This is a genomic window from Holophagaceae bacterium, assembly GCA_016720465.1.
GTDB lineage: Bacteria > Acidobacteriota > Holophagae > Holophagales > Holophagaceae > JANXPB01.
The window spans coordinates 837,230-852,247 of record JADKKO010000001.1 but is presented as its reverse complement, the minus strand read 5'-3'; the positions used below and the strand labels follow the sequence as shown (position 1 = coordinate 852,247).

16 protein-coding genes are annotated in these 15,018 nt (G+C 61.9%); 11 read left to right on the top strand and 5 right to left on the bottom strand.

Annotation, left to right across the window (positions count from 1 at the left end; all coding sequences use genetic code 11):
• Nucleotides 1-3 precede the first annotated feature (3 nt).
• Nucleotides 4-1,353 (bottom strand): 2-oxo acid dehydrogenase subunit E2, encoded by a 1,350-nt coding sequence (locus tag IPQ13_03805; protein ID MBL0210029.1) that lies wholly within the window; start codon nt 1,351-1,353, stop codon nt 4-6.
• Nucleotides 1,343-2,860 carry an Asp-tRNA(Asn)/Glu-tRNA(Gln) amidotransferase subunit GatA gene (gatA, locus tag IPQ13_03800; protein MBL0210028.1) on the bottom strand — a complete coding sequence of 506 codons (1,518 nt, stop codon included), beginning with the start codon at nt 2,858-2,860 and terminating at the stop codon, nt 1,343-1,345. The genes IPQ13_03805 and gatA overlap by 11 nt, the downstream gene beginning before the upstream one ends.
• Before the next feature lie 247 nt (nt 2,861-3,107).
• On the opposite strand from gatA, the gene IPQ13_03795 reads away from it, so the two are divergent.
• The 7 genes from IPQ13_03795 (at nt 3,108) to pilQ (ending at nt 9,696) form a co-directional block, all read left to right on the top strand.
• A complete protein-coding gene (locus IPQ13_03795; protein MBL0210027.1) occupies nt 3,108-3,839 on the top strand; it encodes a DnaJ domain-containing protein in 732 nt (243 codons plus the stop codon).
• 65 nt (nt 3,840-3,904) lie between these two features.
• Entirely contained in the window at nt 3,905-4,621 is a 717-nt protein-coding gene (locus IPQ13_03790) for a serine/threonine-protein phosphatase (protein ID MBL0210026.1), read from the top strand.
• A 66-nt stretch (nt 4,622-4,687) separates the two neighbouring features.
• Nucleotides 4,688-5,770 carry a type IV pilus assembly protein PilM gene (gene pilM / locus IPQ13_03785; GenBank protein MBL0210025.1) on the top strand — a complete coding sequence of 361 codons (1,083 nt, stop codon included), beginning with the start codon at nt 4,688-4,690 and terminating at the stop codon, nt 5,768-5,770.
• Nucleotides 5,767-6,357 carry a PilN domain-containing protein gene (locus IPQ13_03780; GenBank protein MBL0210024.1) on the top strand — a complete coding sequence of 197 codons (591 nt, stop codon included), beginning with the start codon at nt 5,767-5,769 and terminating at the stop codon, nt 6,355-6,357. Before pilM ends, IPQ13_03780 begins: the two co-directional genes overlap by 4 nt.
• An 8-nt stretch (nt 6,358-6,365) precedes the next feature.
• Nucleotides 6,366-6,944: a type 4a pilus biogenesis protein PilO gene (gene pilO, locus IPQ13_03775; protein MBL0210023.1), complete on the top strand. Its 579-nt coding sequence runs from the start codon at nt 6,366-6,368 to the stop codon at nt 6,942-6,944.
• 14 nt (nt 6,945-6,958) lie between these two features.
• The gene (locus IPQ13_03770; GenBank protein MBL0210022.1) at nt 6,959-7,462 is read left to right on the top strand and encodes a hypothetical protein; all 504 of its coding nucleotides are present in this window, start codon (nt 6,959-6,961) and stop codon (nt 7,460-7,462) included.
• On the top strand, nt 7,459-9,696 hold the full coding sequence (gene pilQ / locus IPQ13_03765) for a type IV pilus secretin PilQ (protein MBL0210021.1): 2,238 nt from the start codon (nt 7,459-7,461) through the stop codon (nt 9,694-9,696). The genes IPQ13_03770 and pilQ overlap by 4 nt, the downstream gene beginning before the upstream one ends.
• Nucleotides 9,697-9,756: 60 nt before the next feature.
• On the opposite strand, the gene IPQ13_03760 is transcribed toward pilQ, so the two are convergent.
• From IPQ13_03760 to IPQ13_03750, 3 genes are read right to left on the bottom strand one after another with little or no spacing between them, the layout of a single operon-like run.
• Nucleotides 9,757-9,969: a hypothetical protein gene (locus IPQ13_03760; protein ID MBL0210020.1), complete on the bottom strand. Its 213-nt coding sequence runs from the start codon at nt 9,967-9,969 to the stop codon at nt 9,757-9,759.
• Nucleotides 9,970-10,001: 32 nt separating this feature from the next.
• On the bottom strand, nt 10,002-10,148 hold the full coding sequence (locus IPQ13_03755) for a hypothetical protein (protein ID MBL0210019.1): 147 nt from the start codon (nt 10,146-10,148) through the stop codon (nt 10,002-10,004).
• Nucleotides 10,145-11,011: a 3-hydroxybutyryl-CoA dehydrogenase gene (locus IPQ13_03750; GenBank protein MBL0210018.1), complete on the bottom strand. Its 867-nt coding sequence runs from the start codon at nt 11,009-11,011 to the stop codon at nt 10,145-10,147. The genes IPQ13_03755 and IPQ13_03750 overlap by 4 nt, the downstream gene beginning before the upstream one ends.
• A gap of 186 nt (nt 11,012-11,197) precedes the next feature.
• On the opposite strand from IPQ13_03750, the gene IPQ13_03745 reads away from it, so the two are divergent.
• The 4 genes from IPQ13_03745 to IPQ13_03730 are packed head-to-tail and all read left to right on the top strand — an operon-like array spanning nt 11,198 to nt 14,965.
• Nucleotides 11,198-12,124, top strand: coding sequence for a serine/threonine-protein phosphatase (locus IPQ13_03745; protein ID MBL0210017.1), 927 nt, complete (start codon nt 11,198-11,200; stop codon nt 12,122-12,124).
• The gene (rdgC, locus tag IPQ13_03740) at nt 12,124-12,735 is read left to right on the top strand and encodes a recombination-associated protein RdgC (protein ID MBL0210016.1); all 612 of its coding nucleotides are present in this window, start codon (nt 12,124-12,126) and stop codon (nt 12,733-12,735) included. The genes IPQ13_03745 and rdgC overlap by 1 nt, the downstream gene beginning before the upstream one ends.
• A complete protein-coding gene (locus IPQ13_03735; GenBank protein MBL0210015.1) occupies nt 12,732-13,319 on the top strand; it encodes a hypothetical protein in 588 nt (195 codons plus the stop codon). The genes rdgC and IPQ13_03735 overlap by 4 nt, the downstream gene beginning before the upstream one ends.
• Nucleotides 13,307-14,965, top strand: a complete 1,659-nt coding sequence (locus IPQ13_03730) for an N-acetylmuramoyl-L-alanine amidase (protein ID MBL0210014.1) — start codon at nt 13,307-13,309, stop codon at nt 14,963-14,965. The genes IPQ13_03735 and IPQ13_03730 overlap by 13 nt, the downstream gene beginning before the upstream one ends.
• Nucleotides 14,966-15,018: the final 53 nt, after the last annotated feature.

Here is a 15,018-nt window from a genome sequence, read left to right as displayed (position 1 = left end):
GTTCTATTCCAGGCCGAAAGCCCCGGTTTCCAGCTCTTTTTTCACGACGCTCATGAACTGGTCCGCCACGGCTCCGTCCACGATGCGGTGGTCGAAGCTGAGGCCTGAATACATCATCTGGCGGATGGCGATGGCATCGCTGCCGTTCTCGTCCGTCACCACCACAGGGCGCTTCACGATGCCGCCGATGGACTGGATGGCGACCTGGGGCTGGTTGATGATGGGCAGGCCGAAGATGTCCCCGAAAACGCCCGGGTTCGTGATGGTGAAGGTGCCGCCGGAAATCTCATCGGGTGTGAGTTTCTTGGTGCGGGCCCGCTCCGCAAGGTCGTTCAGGGACCGCGCCAGGCCGCCCAGGTTCAGGCTGTCCGCATGTTTGACGACCGGCACGATGAGGCCCCAGTCCAACGCTACGGCGATGCCCAGGTTGATGTCCTGCTTGTAGACGATGTTGTCGCCGTCCACGGAGGCGTTCACCACCGGGAAGGATTGAAGTCCCTTGATGACGGCTTTCATGATGAAGGGCATGAAGCTCAGCTTGGTGCCGTAGGATTCCTCAAAGGCCTGGCGGTGCCTGGCCCGGAGCCGCGCCACGTTGCTCATGTCCAGCTCGAAGACCGTGTATACATGGGGGCTCACGCGGAGCTTGGAATTCACCATGTTGTCCGCGATGATCTTGCGCATCCGGCTCATGGGCTCGACCTTCACGCGCTCGCCGGCCCCGAAGGCCGGGACGTGGGGCGCGGGCGGGACCGCCAGCCCAGGCACGGCGCCCAGGGTGGGTGCGCCGGGATCATGGGTTGCTGCCATCCTGGGCATATCGCCCGAAGTCGGCGCGGATGCGGGGGCTGGCGCGGCCGGACCGCGCCTGGCCAGGAAGGCATCCATGTCCTCCTTGGTCACTCGGCCCTGTTGCCCGGAGCCGGGCACCTGGGAGAGGTCCACGCCGTGCTGCCTTGCCATTTCGCGGACGAGGGGCGAGGACTTCGTGCGCAGCCGGTTCTCGAGGCTGTTGTCATCCTCGGTGCTCATGGGGTGGACCGGAGCCGCCAGCGGAGCGGTGGCCGCGGGCAGGGGGGCGGAGTCCACCGCGGGGCGGCCCTGGCCCAGTTCCGAGGCATCGCCAAGGCGCGCCACCACGCTGCCCACCGGCACGGTGGCATTCACCTCCACGAGTATCTCGAGCAGGGTGCCTTGGACAGGCGAGGGGATTTCCGCATCCACTTTGTCGGTGCTGATTTCGTACAGCGTTTCATCTTTGCCGATCTGCTCGCCCACCTTGCGGTGCCATTTCAGGATGGTGGCTTCGGCGATGGATTCACCCATCTGGGGCATGACGACATCAAATGCCATGATTGGCTCCTTGGTTCAAGACCGGCGGCGGTTGGAGGTGGTGGTTCGTGATCTGCTGGAAGGCGTGGGCCGTTTCCAACAGTCGCACATCCGAGAGGGAGGGGCCGATGAGCTGCACCCCCACCGGCAGACCGTTGGAAAAGCCGCCTGGCATGGAGAGGCAGGGCAGGGCGGCCAGCGGAGTGGTCACCGTATAGGCGTCGGCCAGGTACATGGCCATGGGATCCAGGGTCTTGTCGCCAATGGGGAAGGCCACACCCGGGCTTACGGGCGTTGCGATGATGTCCACCTGTCCGAAGGCGTCCGTGAAATCCTTGGTGATCAGCGTGCGGGCTTTCAGGGCCTTGAGGTAGAAGGCGTCGTAGTAGCCCTTGGAAAGACAGAAGGCTCCGAGCAGGATGCGGCGCTTGACCTCCGGGCCGAAGCCAAGTTCGCGGGTTCCGGCCACCATCCCTCCAAGGCTGTCGGATGGCTTGCGAGCACCGTAGCGCACGCCGTCGAACCGGCTCATGTTGCTGCTCACTTCGGAGGTGCAGATGAGGTAGTACGTGTCGATGGCATAGGAGGTGTGGGGCAGGGAGACTTCGACGACCGAGGCGCCTTCTTGCTCCAGCGCCAGCAGGGCGGCTTCGACGATGCTCCGCACGGTTGGGTCGAGGCCTTCGCCGAAATATTCCTTTGGAACCCCCACCCGCAGGCCTTTGAGCGGGGCCGGTTTCAGATCGCCCAGCCGGCTGGCGTGCGGAAGGTCCACGCTGGTGGAATCCAGAGGATCCCGCCCGGCCATTACGCTGAACCCCGCCGCGACACCTACGGCCGACCTCGCCACCGGGCCCGGCTGGTCCAGACTGGAGGCCATGGCCGTGACTCCGTACCGGCTGAGCGCGCCGTAGGTGGGCCGCAGAGCCGTGACGTTGCAGAACCCTGCGGGAAGCCGGACGGAGCCGCCGGTATCGCTGCCCAGCGCGAAGGGCGCGTAGCCTGCGGCCACGCTGACGATGGACCCGCTGCTGGAGCCGCCCGGCACCCGGCTGGTGTCCCACGGGTTCCGGCTGGGCCCGAAGGCGCTGTATTCACCGCTGGAACCCATGGCGAATTCATCCATGTTGGCCTTGGCGATGGGAACAGCTCCCGCCTCCAGCAGCCGTTTGACGACCGTCGCATCGTAAGGGGCGATGTAGCCCTTGGCGATTCTGGAGCCATTGCTCACAGGGAGGCCAGTCCAATGAAAGTTGTCTTTCAATACAAACGGTATGCCCAGCATGGCCCCCCGTTCGCCTTGGCGAAGCCGGAGGTCCGCGGCCCTCGCGAGCTTGAGGCTCTTCTCCGGATCCGTAGAGAGGATGGCGTTGAGGCAGGGGTCCAGCTGTTCGATGTTATCCAAACAGATCCGGACCAGGGCCTCTGAGGATAGGTCGCCTGCCCTTAGTCCATCCCGGACGATTTCCAACGAACCTGTCCCGATGGTGGCAGCCAATGCGCGTCTCCGAGCCAACCAGTGTGCCATCAATTCCGGATCGCTTTAACCCCGAAACCGGCTGCATTCCCGCGGGGAGATAGGGTCCAGCGCCCTGAACCATCGGCGGATCGGCCGGGGATGGGGAGCAGGGGCCTGCATCTGGTTTGGAGATTGATCACGCATGAAGCTATGATCGGGTTTGCACTCTATCTTCCAATGAGAACTAGGCTACCATCCAGGTTTCAACCCTCTAACTTTCAAAGCAGGCATGGCGACGCAAGCAATCGGAACCACGATGAACCCCTTCGACATTCTTGAAATCCGTGTAGGCGCATCTGCCGACGAAATCAAGGCGTCCTACCACCGCCTTGCCAAGATGTGGCATCCAGATCGCTTCACCGGACCCCAGAAAGAAGTGGCTGAAACAAAGTTCCGGGACATTTCAGAAGCTTTTAACGTGTTGAAGGACCCCGAGCGGAGGAGTTGGGCGGAAGAAGAGTTTAAAAACGCCACTGCCCCCAAAAGCGCCTCGGTTCCCGCAGCGGCCAGCGCAGGCGGAGGGCCCGGTCCGGCGGAACGGACTCCAGAGGATTGGTTCCAGGAAGGGGTGAAGGCGTTCCAGAACCTTGATGTGGAGCGCGCCCTCGGCTTGGTCCAATTCGCGATCCGCCAGGATCCTAACAAGGCGGACTATCACTTGTTCCAGGCTAAAATCCTCGAAACCAAGGGGGGCGACCTGCGAGCCATGATCAAATGCTACGAAGCCGCGCACAACCTGCAGCCCAAGAATATCGAAACGATCCTGCGGCTCGCCGAGCACTATCAGGCCACGGGGATGCACACCCGGGCGGCGGTGCTCATCCAAAAAGCCCAAGAGATCGCGCCTAATCATAAATTATTGAAAAAGATGGGTTTAGCATCAGTCCAAACCAAAGAAGAAAAGGGCAAGGGTCCGGACATCAAGGACCTCAAGGACCTAGGCCAGCAGGCCAAAACCCTGTTCAATAAGATCCTGAGGAGAGGTTGACCATGCGCCTGGTGTCTGCAGGACTCACAGACGTTGGTTGTGTCAGGAAACACAACGAGGACAGCATGCGGGCGGAGCCCGAACTGGGCCTTTTCGTGGTGGCTGACGGTCTAGGCGGGCATGCGGCGGGAGAAGTGGCGAGCCAGATCGTGGTGGACCGGGTCGCCCAATTCGTTCAGCAGACCGTGGAGAAGGACCGCACCTGGCCGCTCGAATACGATGTCACCCTTAATTACGATGGTAATCGTCTAAAAGTCGCCTTGCTGCTGTCGGACCAAGCCATCGTGGAGGATATCCGTAATAACCCCGAGCGGGAGACCATGGGATCCACGGTGGTCGCCTGCCTCGTACAGGGGGTTCGGGCCACCCTGGCCCATGTCGGGGATTCCAGGGCCTACATCCTGGATCCCGAGGGCATCCGCCAGATCACGAAGGACCATTCATGGGTCGCGGAGCAGGTCACCCACGGAATCCTCACACCCGCTGAAGCCCGGGTCCACCCCTTCCGGAATGTCATCACCCAGGCTTTAGGCAATGGGGGAGAACTGGACGTTTCAGTCCAGGAATTCGAACTTAAAGAAATGGATCGCCTTTTGCTTTGCTCTGATGGATTGTCAGGAATGGTCACGGATTCTGAAATCTGGTCCATCGCCATGGCTGAAAAATCATTAGAAAATGCTGTAAGTCGTCTAATTGCCAAGGCCAGGGAAAACGGAGGAGAAGACAACATCACGGCCATCTTGATCGGGTTTTCGTCTGATGAGGATGGTCCATCTGTCTGAAAAGCTTGACGTACCCATCCAGGACGTTATTATTTAGAACCATTCATCATCAAAGCGAGGCTCCCAGTGGGTCTTTTCGGTAGCAAAAGCAAGTCGCTCGTTGGCCTGGACATTGGCTCCAGCTCGGTAAAGGTGTGCGAACTCCAACCTATAGGAAAGGGGAGCGCCCAACGCTATCGCTTGCAAAAGCTGGGCATGGCCTCCATTCCGACGGACGCCATCGTGGATGGCGACATCATGGACAGCAACGCCGTCGCATCCGCCATTAGGCAGGTCTTGGCCGAACAGAAAATTAAATCGAGGGATGTGGCCATTTCTGTTTCAGGTCAGCAGGTGATGGTCAAAAAAGTGACTTTCCCGCTGATGAGCCCCGCGGAACTTGCGGAATCTGTCCGGTGGGAGGCCGAAAGCTTCTTCCCCGCCGGCCAGGGACTGGATTCCTACGCCCTGGACTACGCAGTCCTGGACGAGCGCGCCGCCGAAGGGAACATGGATGTGGTCCTGGTGGCTTGCCGCAAGGACAAGCTCGAGGCCTATATCTCTTGCGTCGCCCAGGCGGGGGCCAGGCCCTCGGTCGTGGATGTGGACGTGTTCGCGCTTCAGAATGCCTACGAGATCAATACCGCTGCCGGGGGCAATGACGAAGTCGTCGCCCTGGTCAACATTGGGGCCAATTTCTCGAACCTCACGATGCTTGTCGGCAACAAATCGGTCTTCTGGCGCGATATCGCCTGGGGTGGGAACCGCTTCACCGACAAGCTCATGGAAGATTGGGGCGTGAATCGGGAAGGCGCCGAAGCCCTGAAGCAGGGAAGATCCGCTGAAGGCCGCAGTCCCGAAGAGGTCGCGCCTTCCTTGGCTGCCATCGCTGACGCCTTCACGGACGAGCTCAGCCGCACCATTGATTTCTTCCGTTCCAGTTTCAAGATCGACCGGCTGGACCGTGTGCTTCTGGCCGGTGGCAGCGCGAAGGTCACGGGCCTCACGGATGTGCTGGGCGACCGCCTTCGCGTGTCGGTGGACCGCATGAATCCCTTTTTACTCATTGAGCTGGATGACCGAAGCGTCGACCCGGCCGCCGCCCGGGAGATTGGATGTGCGGCTGCAGTGGCCGTGGGCCTGGCTCTGCGCCAAGTGGGGGACCGATGATCAGGATCAACCTCCTCGGAGACGCGCTCTCTCAAGGCCCCGGCAAGAAACTCGATAAAGCCGAGCCCATGCAGGTCTACGCGCAGGATGAAGGCGCCGGCAGGTCCACCCTTCCCATCGCCGGAATCCTGTTCGTGCTGCTTTTCTCGGCGATCGGCGGCGTCTATTACATCTGGCTCAACAATGAGATCGACCGATCGAACCAGAAGCGCGATCAACTCGCCAAGCAAGTGGAAGAACTGAAGAAATACATCGACCTGGAAAAGAAGTTCCGGGATCAGAAGGAAGTTCTCCAGAAAAAAGAAGAGGTCATGCTGAACCTCAAGAAGAACCAGGAGCTGCCAGTCCATTTCATGGAGGAATTGGCCAACAGCCTTCCCGATGACGTATGGTTCAGCGCGGTCACGCAGAACGGCATGAACATCACGATCCGCGGCGAAGCCCGGACCTTCGAAGCCGTTGTGCTTTTCTATAACCGGATACAGAGCCGCACGCGGTGGTTCAAGAACGTGAACTACCCCGGCGCGGGCAAGCAGGGAAACACGATCTCCTTCTCCATCTCCTTTGATCTCCAGAACCCGGCCTGAGGTAAGCGATGAATACCCAGCTCCGAAATCAGATCCTCCTGGGTGCCTTGGCGGGCATTGTATTGAGCATCGTCATTTATTTTGTCCTTGGCGGCAAGCGGGATGAGCTCGTCAGCATCCAGGCCAGCATCGACAGCCTCCAGAAGGAAGTGGACAAAGGCTTCCAGCTGAAAGCGAACTACGAAAAGCTCAAAGATGAAGTCACCAAGACGGAAAAACGGCTCGACGAACTCATCAAGGTGATGCCTTCGGAGCAGGATCGCGGGGAGATGCCCATCCGCATGAAGAAGCTTGCGGACAACGCCGGTATCGACCAGAGTTCTTTCTCCCTGGAACCCCCGATCAAAACCACCTACTACACCGAATATCCTGTGAAGTTCGATTTCCGGGTTGGATACCATTCCTTCGGACAATTCGCCTCCTTGATCTCCGGTTATGAAAAGATCATCAATATGACCAATATCCAGTTCAAGAGAGCCGATGCAAAATCCGTGTTCCCGGCAACCGCCACCTGCCGGATCAGTGCCTTCGTCTATAACCCTGCCCAGGCCCCTGCGGATATCGGCGCAGAGACCAAGAAGAAGTGACGGAGCATCCAACCATGAACCGGCCAAGAATCAACCACCTCGCGCTTCATTTACTGGCTTCGACCCTCGTTCTTGGCCTATGGGGACAGGCCCAGAAATCGAGCGCGAAACCAGGCGAGACGGCGCCAGCCGCGAACCCCGCGGAAACAGGCGGCAATGCGGAGAGCCAGCCTACCCCTGAAGATCTCATTGCGCGGAAAGCAATCCCCTATCGTCCGACGATCAACCGTGATCCCTTCTCCGCGCCGTCCGATGCCGAGCCAGCTAAACGCGGCGACATGGTCGATGACATCGCGGTGAAAGGCATCATTAAAAGGGAAGGCAAGTTTTTTGCTGTTGTTACAGATAGTCGGGGAAATGTCCGTTTCCTCCCATCGGGATACAAATTCAGGGATGGCGAGATTGTGAGCGTGGATGACAAGGCGGTCACTTTCCACCAGTGGGATCCAAATTCAACCGTCAAGACTCAATACAAGACGATCACTAAGACTTTTAAACGCGAGGAGGGTAAACGATGAATGCTCGCCTGTGTTCCTTGCTGGTTGCGGGGGGCGTGGTGCTGGCGGGGGTGCCAAACGGTTCCCTCACGGCGGCTCCCCCAGAGACTGAAGCAGCCCCGCGGTCGGTGACCCTCCAAAAGGCATTCCTCATGCCAGTGGATAGCTCCGGTGCACGGCTTCAAATCGAAATCCCAGGTTTCACGGCTGCTCCGCGCCTCCAGGTGCTGTCCTCCCCTTACAGGGTTGTGGTGGACCTGCCCGGCGTGAACCGTGGCAATCAGCTCTCCAAAAAGGATTTGGCCGCCCTTGCGCATCCATTGATCCTGAAATACAGGGTCGCCCAGTTCGCCGTTTCCCCGGAGCCGGTGACCAGGCTCGTGCTGGAGGTTGTTCCCGGCACGCAAGTCACTGTCTCCAAGCAGGCCGATGGCATCGATCTGGTGCTTCTGCCTGGCAGTGGCGCGGTCCAGGCCAGGTTTGCGGTATCCTCCCCCGCGCTTGCGCCAGCCGCCCCGGCCGTCCAGGTGCCGGCCGAACAAATGACGGTCGCGGAATCAATCAGGCCTACGCCTGTGGTTCCGGTTCCAACGGAAATCATCGCCAGCCCTGTGGAACCTGTTGCGGGAAGTCCTGCGACACCGGTTGCCGAGGTTGCGGCTCCGCCAACACCCCCGCCCCCACCGGCAGTTTCCCCTGAGCCTGCTGTGGCGGCTCCAGCCGAAGCCCCCAAGGAAGCCCAATCCAACGTCCTCATCGAACCCGTGAAGGCGCCTGCCGCACTGGCAGTGCAACCCACGGCTCCGGTGCCTTCGGTGGGCGCTCCCTATCGCCTCCTTCCGGTCATCACGGCTTCGGCACTGATGCCTTCCTCATTGGGGCCTCAGCCCCAGGAATCCAAGGCACCTGGCAAGGGGAATCTTGGGAATTCCAATTACGGCCAGCAGGCGGGCCGGACGCTGGGCGAACAGGAAGCCAGATACGTGGGCGCCCCCATCACCATCGATATTCCTAGCGCCGACCTGGGCACATTCCTCCGCATCATCGCCGACAGCATGCACTTGAACCTGATCATGGACCAGGATGTCCAGGGCACCTACAACTTCAAATTCACGGATACCCCGGCGGACCTCGTCCTTGACATGATTTTGAAGAATGCGGGCCTCGGCAAGGAAATCAACCATGGCGTGCTGCGCGTCGCCAGGGTGGACAAACTCCAGAAGGAGGAGAACGACCGCAAGGCCCTCGACGAGGCGAAAGCCCTCGCGGGCGACCTCCAGAGCGTCACGCGTCCGCTTTCCTACGCAAAGGTGGGAGACGTCAAAGCCATTCTCGAAAAGGTCGTGACCAAGCGCGGCAATATCATCAGCGATGAGCGGACCAACACCCTGATCATCACGGATCTGCCCCGCAATCTTCCGCTGGTCGATGACCTGATCGCTCAGCTGGATGTCCAGATCCAGCAGGTGGAAATCTCGGCGCGCGTCGTCGAGGCGAGCGGCAACTTCGACAAAGCCTTCGGCGTGAAATGGCCCACCACCAATGGCGGCGGCGCTGATCTCACCATCGGCGGGGCCGCGGCTCCTTGGGTCACCAGCAACGGCCCTTCCTGGAACTCCATCAACAACCGGCCCGGGGCCGGCCAGAATGACGTCACGCTGGGCTTCGCGCCAGGCAAGGACGGCATCACCAGCATCCCGGGCGCCGCTGCGGAGTACTGGGTTTCCTTCCTGAGCAACCGGATCAGCATCAACTTCATCCTCCAGGCCCTCGAGAAGGAAGGCAAAGTCAAGATCGTCTCCCAGCCGAAACTGGTCACCCAGAACAACAAGGCGGCCAAGATCCTGGCGGGCCAGAAAATCCCGTATCCCAGCCAGCAAGGCGGAGCAGCCGGCGGCGCCATCACCGTGGCCTTCGTCGATGCGAACCTGGAACTGGACGTGACGCCTCAGATCACCAATGACGGCACCATCCTCATGGATCTCAAGATCGAGAAATCCGAGGCCGATTTCAGCCGCACGGTCCAGGGGTCGCCCACCATCCTGCGCAAATCCATCAATACGACCGTGCTGGTCAGGGATGGCGGGACCGCGATCCTCGGCGGCGTCTACACCAACAGCACCAGCAACGGCAGCGCAGGCGTCCCTTTCCTCTCCAAGCTCCCCCTCCTCGGGTGGCTGTTCAGGAACAAGACCACCTCCGAAAGCAATGCGGAGCTGCTGATCTTCATCACACCTAGAATCATCAAGAACTGATTGGATCCACTCAACCAAAAGGGCCCCGAACGGGGCCCTTTTGGTTGTTGCAGGAAAACATTACCGGCGGATGGGCAGGGTCCTGACGAGGCGCTTGCACGAATTGCACAGGATGGTGAAGGTGTCCGGCTGCTCGAAATGGTACTTGAATCCAGGTCCAGCCAGCGGTTCCTGATCCACTTTCTCCAGGCGGCCGAAATGGTACTCCGCGATGCGGACGCTTTGGGGGGCGGTGAGATCCGCGCCGCAATGGGTGCAAGAAATGGCTGCCATCGTTGCTCCTTCAAAGATTGGAACTTAATAAGTCATCTTAGAAAAATGTACCAGATCAGCGCGGCGATGAATGCCAGGAAAGCCAGCCCCGCGGCGATTCGAAGCACAATCTTGCCGATTTTGTAGGCCAACCATAGCCCCACGAGGAGGGCAAAAGCCGTCAGGATCCAGGGAATCATCTGCGTTTCCCCTTTTCATCCCATTCAAAGAATCCCGCGCCGGTCTTCAAACCCAATCTTCCCTGGTCCACCAATTGCCGGAGGATTCCCGGAGGATCAAAGCGCGGATCACCGGTGGAAGCAAAGATCTGCTTGGCAATCGTCAACCGCAGATCCAGTCCTATCCGATCCGACAATTCCAGGGGCCCGACCGGATGGCCGTACCCTTGGGTGAGCAGGGCATCCAGATCCTCGGCGCTCGCCATGCCGGATTCTAGCAGCCGCATGGCTTCCAACCCTTGGGCAAGGGCCATTCTAGCGGCTGCGAAGCCTGTCTGGTCCTGGACCATCGCCACACGCTTTCCCAGGCGCGCCGCGAGCGCCAGAGCCCCTTCCAGGGCTATCCTGGGAACCCTTTCTCCGCCTGCCAACTCCACGATGCCCATCCGTTCCAGCGGCACGAAGCAATGAAAGGCCAATAGAGGAGAACCCATGCCCGAAGCCGCCTGGATGGAGGCGGATGAAATGCTGGACGTGCCGGTGAGCCGGGAGACCACCCCGGGAAGGAAGGAATCCAGACGCGACCAGGCCTGCGCCTTTTCATCCAGGGACTCAGGCAGGGCCTCCAGGACCCAGCGAGCGCCTTCCACTGCGGCTTCCCAGGTGCCGCACCCACGCAGCCGCCCGCGGGCCTCCTGCCATTGACCGGCGGTGATGCGGCCTTTTCGCACGGCGATCTCCCAGCGGAGGTCGGCTTCCCCCAGCCGGCTGTCCACATGGTCCCGGTTCCGTCCAGCGAGGGCCACCTGGAGCCCGCACTCCGCGCCCCACCGCGCGAGGGAGAGTCCCAGGGTGCCTGGACCGATGATGGCCAACCGCTCCATCAACCGCGTTCCCAGCCTGGCGCGCGGGGGATGCCCATGGGCCCAGCGGCCGCGGCCGTGGCGAAGCCAGGGGAGGCCGGACTCCCAAGCAACAGGTCGAAGAATGGAACATGGCCGGACATCGAAGCCTCGTGAGGCTATAGTTAATCACACCGAGTCCAACCCTGATTCTAAGCGCACCCCTGCATGCTCATTGACTACGCCGCCATCACGCATCTCGGAAAAGTTCGCAAGAACAACGAGGATGCCTATCTCGTGAATGCGCTGGATGGCGAGGAGCCCATCGTCAATGGGCCTTTGCGCATGCAAAAAGTCTGCAGGAGCGGCCTCCTGGCGGCGGTGGCGGACGGGATGGGGGGCGCGGCCGCGGGCGAGGTCGCCAGCCGCGAGGGGCTGGCCGCCGCGGCGCTGCACATTTTCGGGCATTGGGGGCGCTTTCCCGCCGAGGATGCCACCGAGGAAGGCCTGCTGGAAACGCTGAAGGTAGCGGCCGAGGGCGCCAGCGAATCGGTGCTCCGCTATTCAGACAATGACCGCTCGTCGCGCGGCATGGGTTCCACGCTCACTGCCGCGGTCCTCTGGAACGGCTTCGCCTACATCTGCCAGGTGGGCGATTCCCGCGCCTATCTTTTCAGGCGGGGGGAACTGCTGCAGCTCACCGTGGACCAGACGTTGGTGAACGAGATGGTGAACAGCGGGACCTTGACCCGGGAGCAGGCCCGCACCCATCCCCAGCGCAACATGATCACCCAGGCCATCGGCGCGCCGCAGCCCATCGTGGCGGTCCTGGGCAAAGTGCCCCTGCGGCGCGGGGACCGGCTGCTGCTCTGCAGCGACGGATTGCACGGCGAGATCACCGATGCGCGGATCCAGGCCAATCTCGCCTATGGCTACTCCACGCGGCGCACCCTCGAGCTGATGCTCGAGGAAGTCCTTTTCCACGGCGCCCGGGACAACGTCACCGCCCTGCTGCTCGCCCTGGATGATCCAGGATTTCCGCTGCCCGCGGAAGGCGAGAAACCCGTGGTCATCAATCCCTTGGAGTCCCTTCCACGGACCCGCCCGGCAAAAGATCCCAAGCGCGGCGGTTGGCGCATCTTCGGAGGCAAATAGTGAGTCTCACCCAGGGTGGATTGTCCCTGCGGCGCTTCCTTGTGATGGGTCCGGTGCCCTCGGAGGAGGATCTCATCGCGGGGCTGAAGCAGGACATGTTCAGGCCCTTCGAGGATGGCGTCGAGGAGGAGCGCATGGGCTGGTGCGACTGGCGCAATCCGCTGATCCTTCCCCCAGACGCGGACTGGGTCACGCAGGACCGCTTCGCGCTGTTCGCGCTGCGGATGGATACGCGCCGGGTGCCCAATGCGCTTCTGAAGGCCCACGTGGATTTGCGGCTGCGCACGCTCATGCAGGAGAAGGATCTCGCCTTCGTGGGCAAGGAAGCCCGCATTTCCCTCCAGGATGAGGTGAAGGTGGAGCTGCTGCGGAAAGTGCTGCCCACGCCCAGGATCGTGGAACTGGCTTGGGACCTGAATGGTGGCCTGCTCTGGACCACCGCGGGTTCCAGCAGGGCCCAGGGCTCGCTGCAAAGCCTCTTCATCAAGTCCTTCGGCTGCGAGCTCCAGCCCTTGGCGCCGCTGCTCCTCGCAGGCCGCATCGCGCCTGAATTGCCGACGGAGACCTTGATGGCCCTGGATCCGTTGGATCTCGCCCTGGAAGACGCATGACCCAACCGACCTCAGCGAAGTCCGCCAAACCCTCCAAGCCCCTGGAGCTCATCGAGCAGGGGCGCTTCCTGGGCGAGGAATTCCTCCTATGGCTCTGGATGCGCGGCCTCACCGAGGGCGGAGCCTCGGGGCAGGAAGGGGATCTTTCGAGCTGCTTCGTGGATGACGCGGTGACGCTCCAGTCCGAACAGGGGGAGGTGAAGGAGATCTCCCTGCGCAAAGGCAATCCGGCGGAAAGCCGCGAAGCCTTCGAAGCCATCAGCCGCGGCATGCGGCCCGTCCGCGCGAAGCTGCGGATCCTCGCCGGCGACATGGAGTGGATCTTCACGCTGCAGGCCGCGGGATTGGACCTGAGCGGCCTCAAACTGCCGCCCACCGCCTCGAAAGACCCCGTGGGCCGCATCACCGACCGGCTGTTCCTGCTCGAGGAAGGGGCCGGCCATCTGGAGCGGCGCTTCAAGCGATTCCTGCCGCAAAGGACCGGGAATCCGGCCGCGATGCAGGAGCTGCTGAAATCCTGGGTCCGCAGCGGGCTTTCCGGCGAAGCCTTTTCCGATCAAGACGAAACGCCGTGGGAGTCCTGAAGACCCTGCTCCTCCTCGCGCCCACGGTGTGCCTTCTCGCCGCGGATCCCGCGCCCGTGGAGGTCCGGGCCCCGGTGCCCGGCGGCGGCCGGGCCGTGCTCCGCCTCCAGTTCCGCAAAGGGCTCCTGATCGAGGCGAAGCCGCTGCCCCGGACTTTTCTGCTCCGCAGAGCATCCGGCGGCTGGGCGGTTTTCGAGGACCTGAGCGCCGAAGGCAAGCGCTGGGTCCTGGAGTCGCTGTTCCCGGAGGACCAGTGGAAACGCGAGGAAGTGATCCATAAAGTTCGCTGGCCGGAGCTGGAGTCCGTCTGGCTCATGGCTTCGCTCTTCATGGGGCACGGCCAGAATTACGACAAGCTCGAAAAAGCCAATCCCGGCAACCCGGAGAAGCTCAATGCGGGCGACCTCTGGCGCATTCCCCAGAAACTCCTGTCGCCGGAATTGGGCGGCAGCGGCACGCCTCCGGTCCACAGCCAGCCGGAAGACGAATTGGACGACGATGGCAAGATCGCCGCCTACCGCGCCCTGCTGGACTTCGACGAGGACAGGGAAGGAAAATACGCGGCCTACCGCCTGCGCAAGGGCGAGGCCCTCTATTCCTCGGTGGTGATCCGCTACACGGATCGGGTGGATGCCAAGGAGGTGAATGCCTTCGCCGATGAGATCGCCCGGCGGAGCGGCATCGGCGACGTCCGCAGCATCCAGCCGGGCACCCTCATCAAGATTCCCGCGAAAGCCCTGTCGGCCCCCTTCCAGCCCGAAGGGACCGTGGCCCTGAAAGCCGACCAGGAGATGCGCGAGGAGGTCCGGCAGACCCGGCGCGTCGATGCGGGGCCGAAGCTGGGGGGCCTGCGGGTGGTGCTGGATGCGGGGCACGGCGGGATCGACCGCGGGGCCTCGGCCAACGGCATCTGGGAATCGGATTTCGTCTACGACATCTGCTGCCGCGTGAAGCAGATCCTGGAGGAAGCCACCGATGCGCAGGTCAGCAGCACCATCCGCTACCCGGGGATCGGATTCAAGCTGCGCGACGACATTCCAGTCCCCAGCAGGATCGCGCAGGTCCTCACCACGCCCCCCTTCGCCATCGACGGCGACAGCCCCAGCGCCGTGAGCGTCCATCTGCGGTGGGTGCTGGCCAACGACCTTTTCACCACTTTTTTGCGCAAGGGCGACGCCCAGAAGACCCTCTTCATCAGCTTCCACGCCGACAGCCTGCATCCCTCGGCGCGCGGCACCATGGTCTATGTGCCTGGCGCCAGCTTCGTGCCTTCGAATTTCTCGCTGGGCCCCAACCGGGGCGCCGGCGTCCGCGAGATGAAGAAGGGCAGCCGCGCGTCCTTCAGCTCCCGAGAGAAACTGCAGGGCGAGGCCCGGTCGCGCCTCTTCGGCGAAGCGCTGGTAAGGGCGCTCAGGCAATCCAGGATCCTCGTCCACCCGAACCGCGCCATCCGGAATGTGATCCACCGCGACGGTAGGAATTTCATCCCCGCCGTCATCCGCTACAGCGCGGCCCGCACCAAGGTCCTGGTGGAAGTGGCCAATCTCACGAACGAAGATGATGCCGCCAACCTGCGCGACGCGGAGTTCCGCCAGCGCTATGCCGAGGCGGTGGTCAAGGGCATCCGGGCCTATTTCAAGAAGTGATCCGGACGAATACAGACGAGGTTCCCATGTCCCTCCAGACCCGCGCTGAAGCC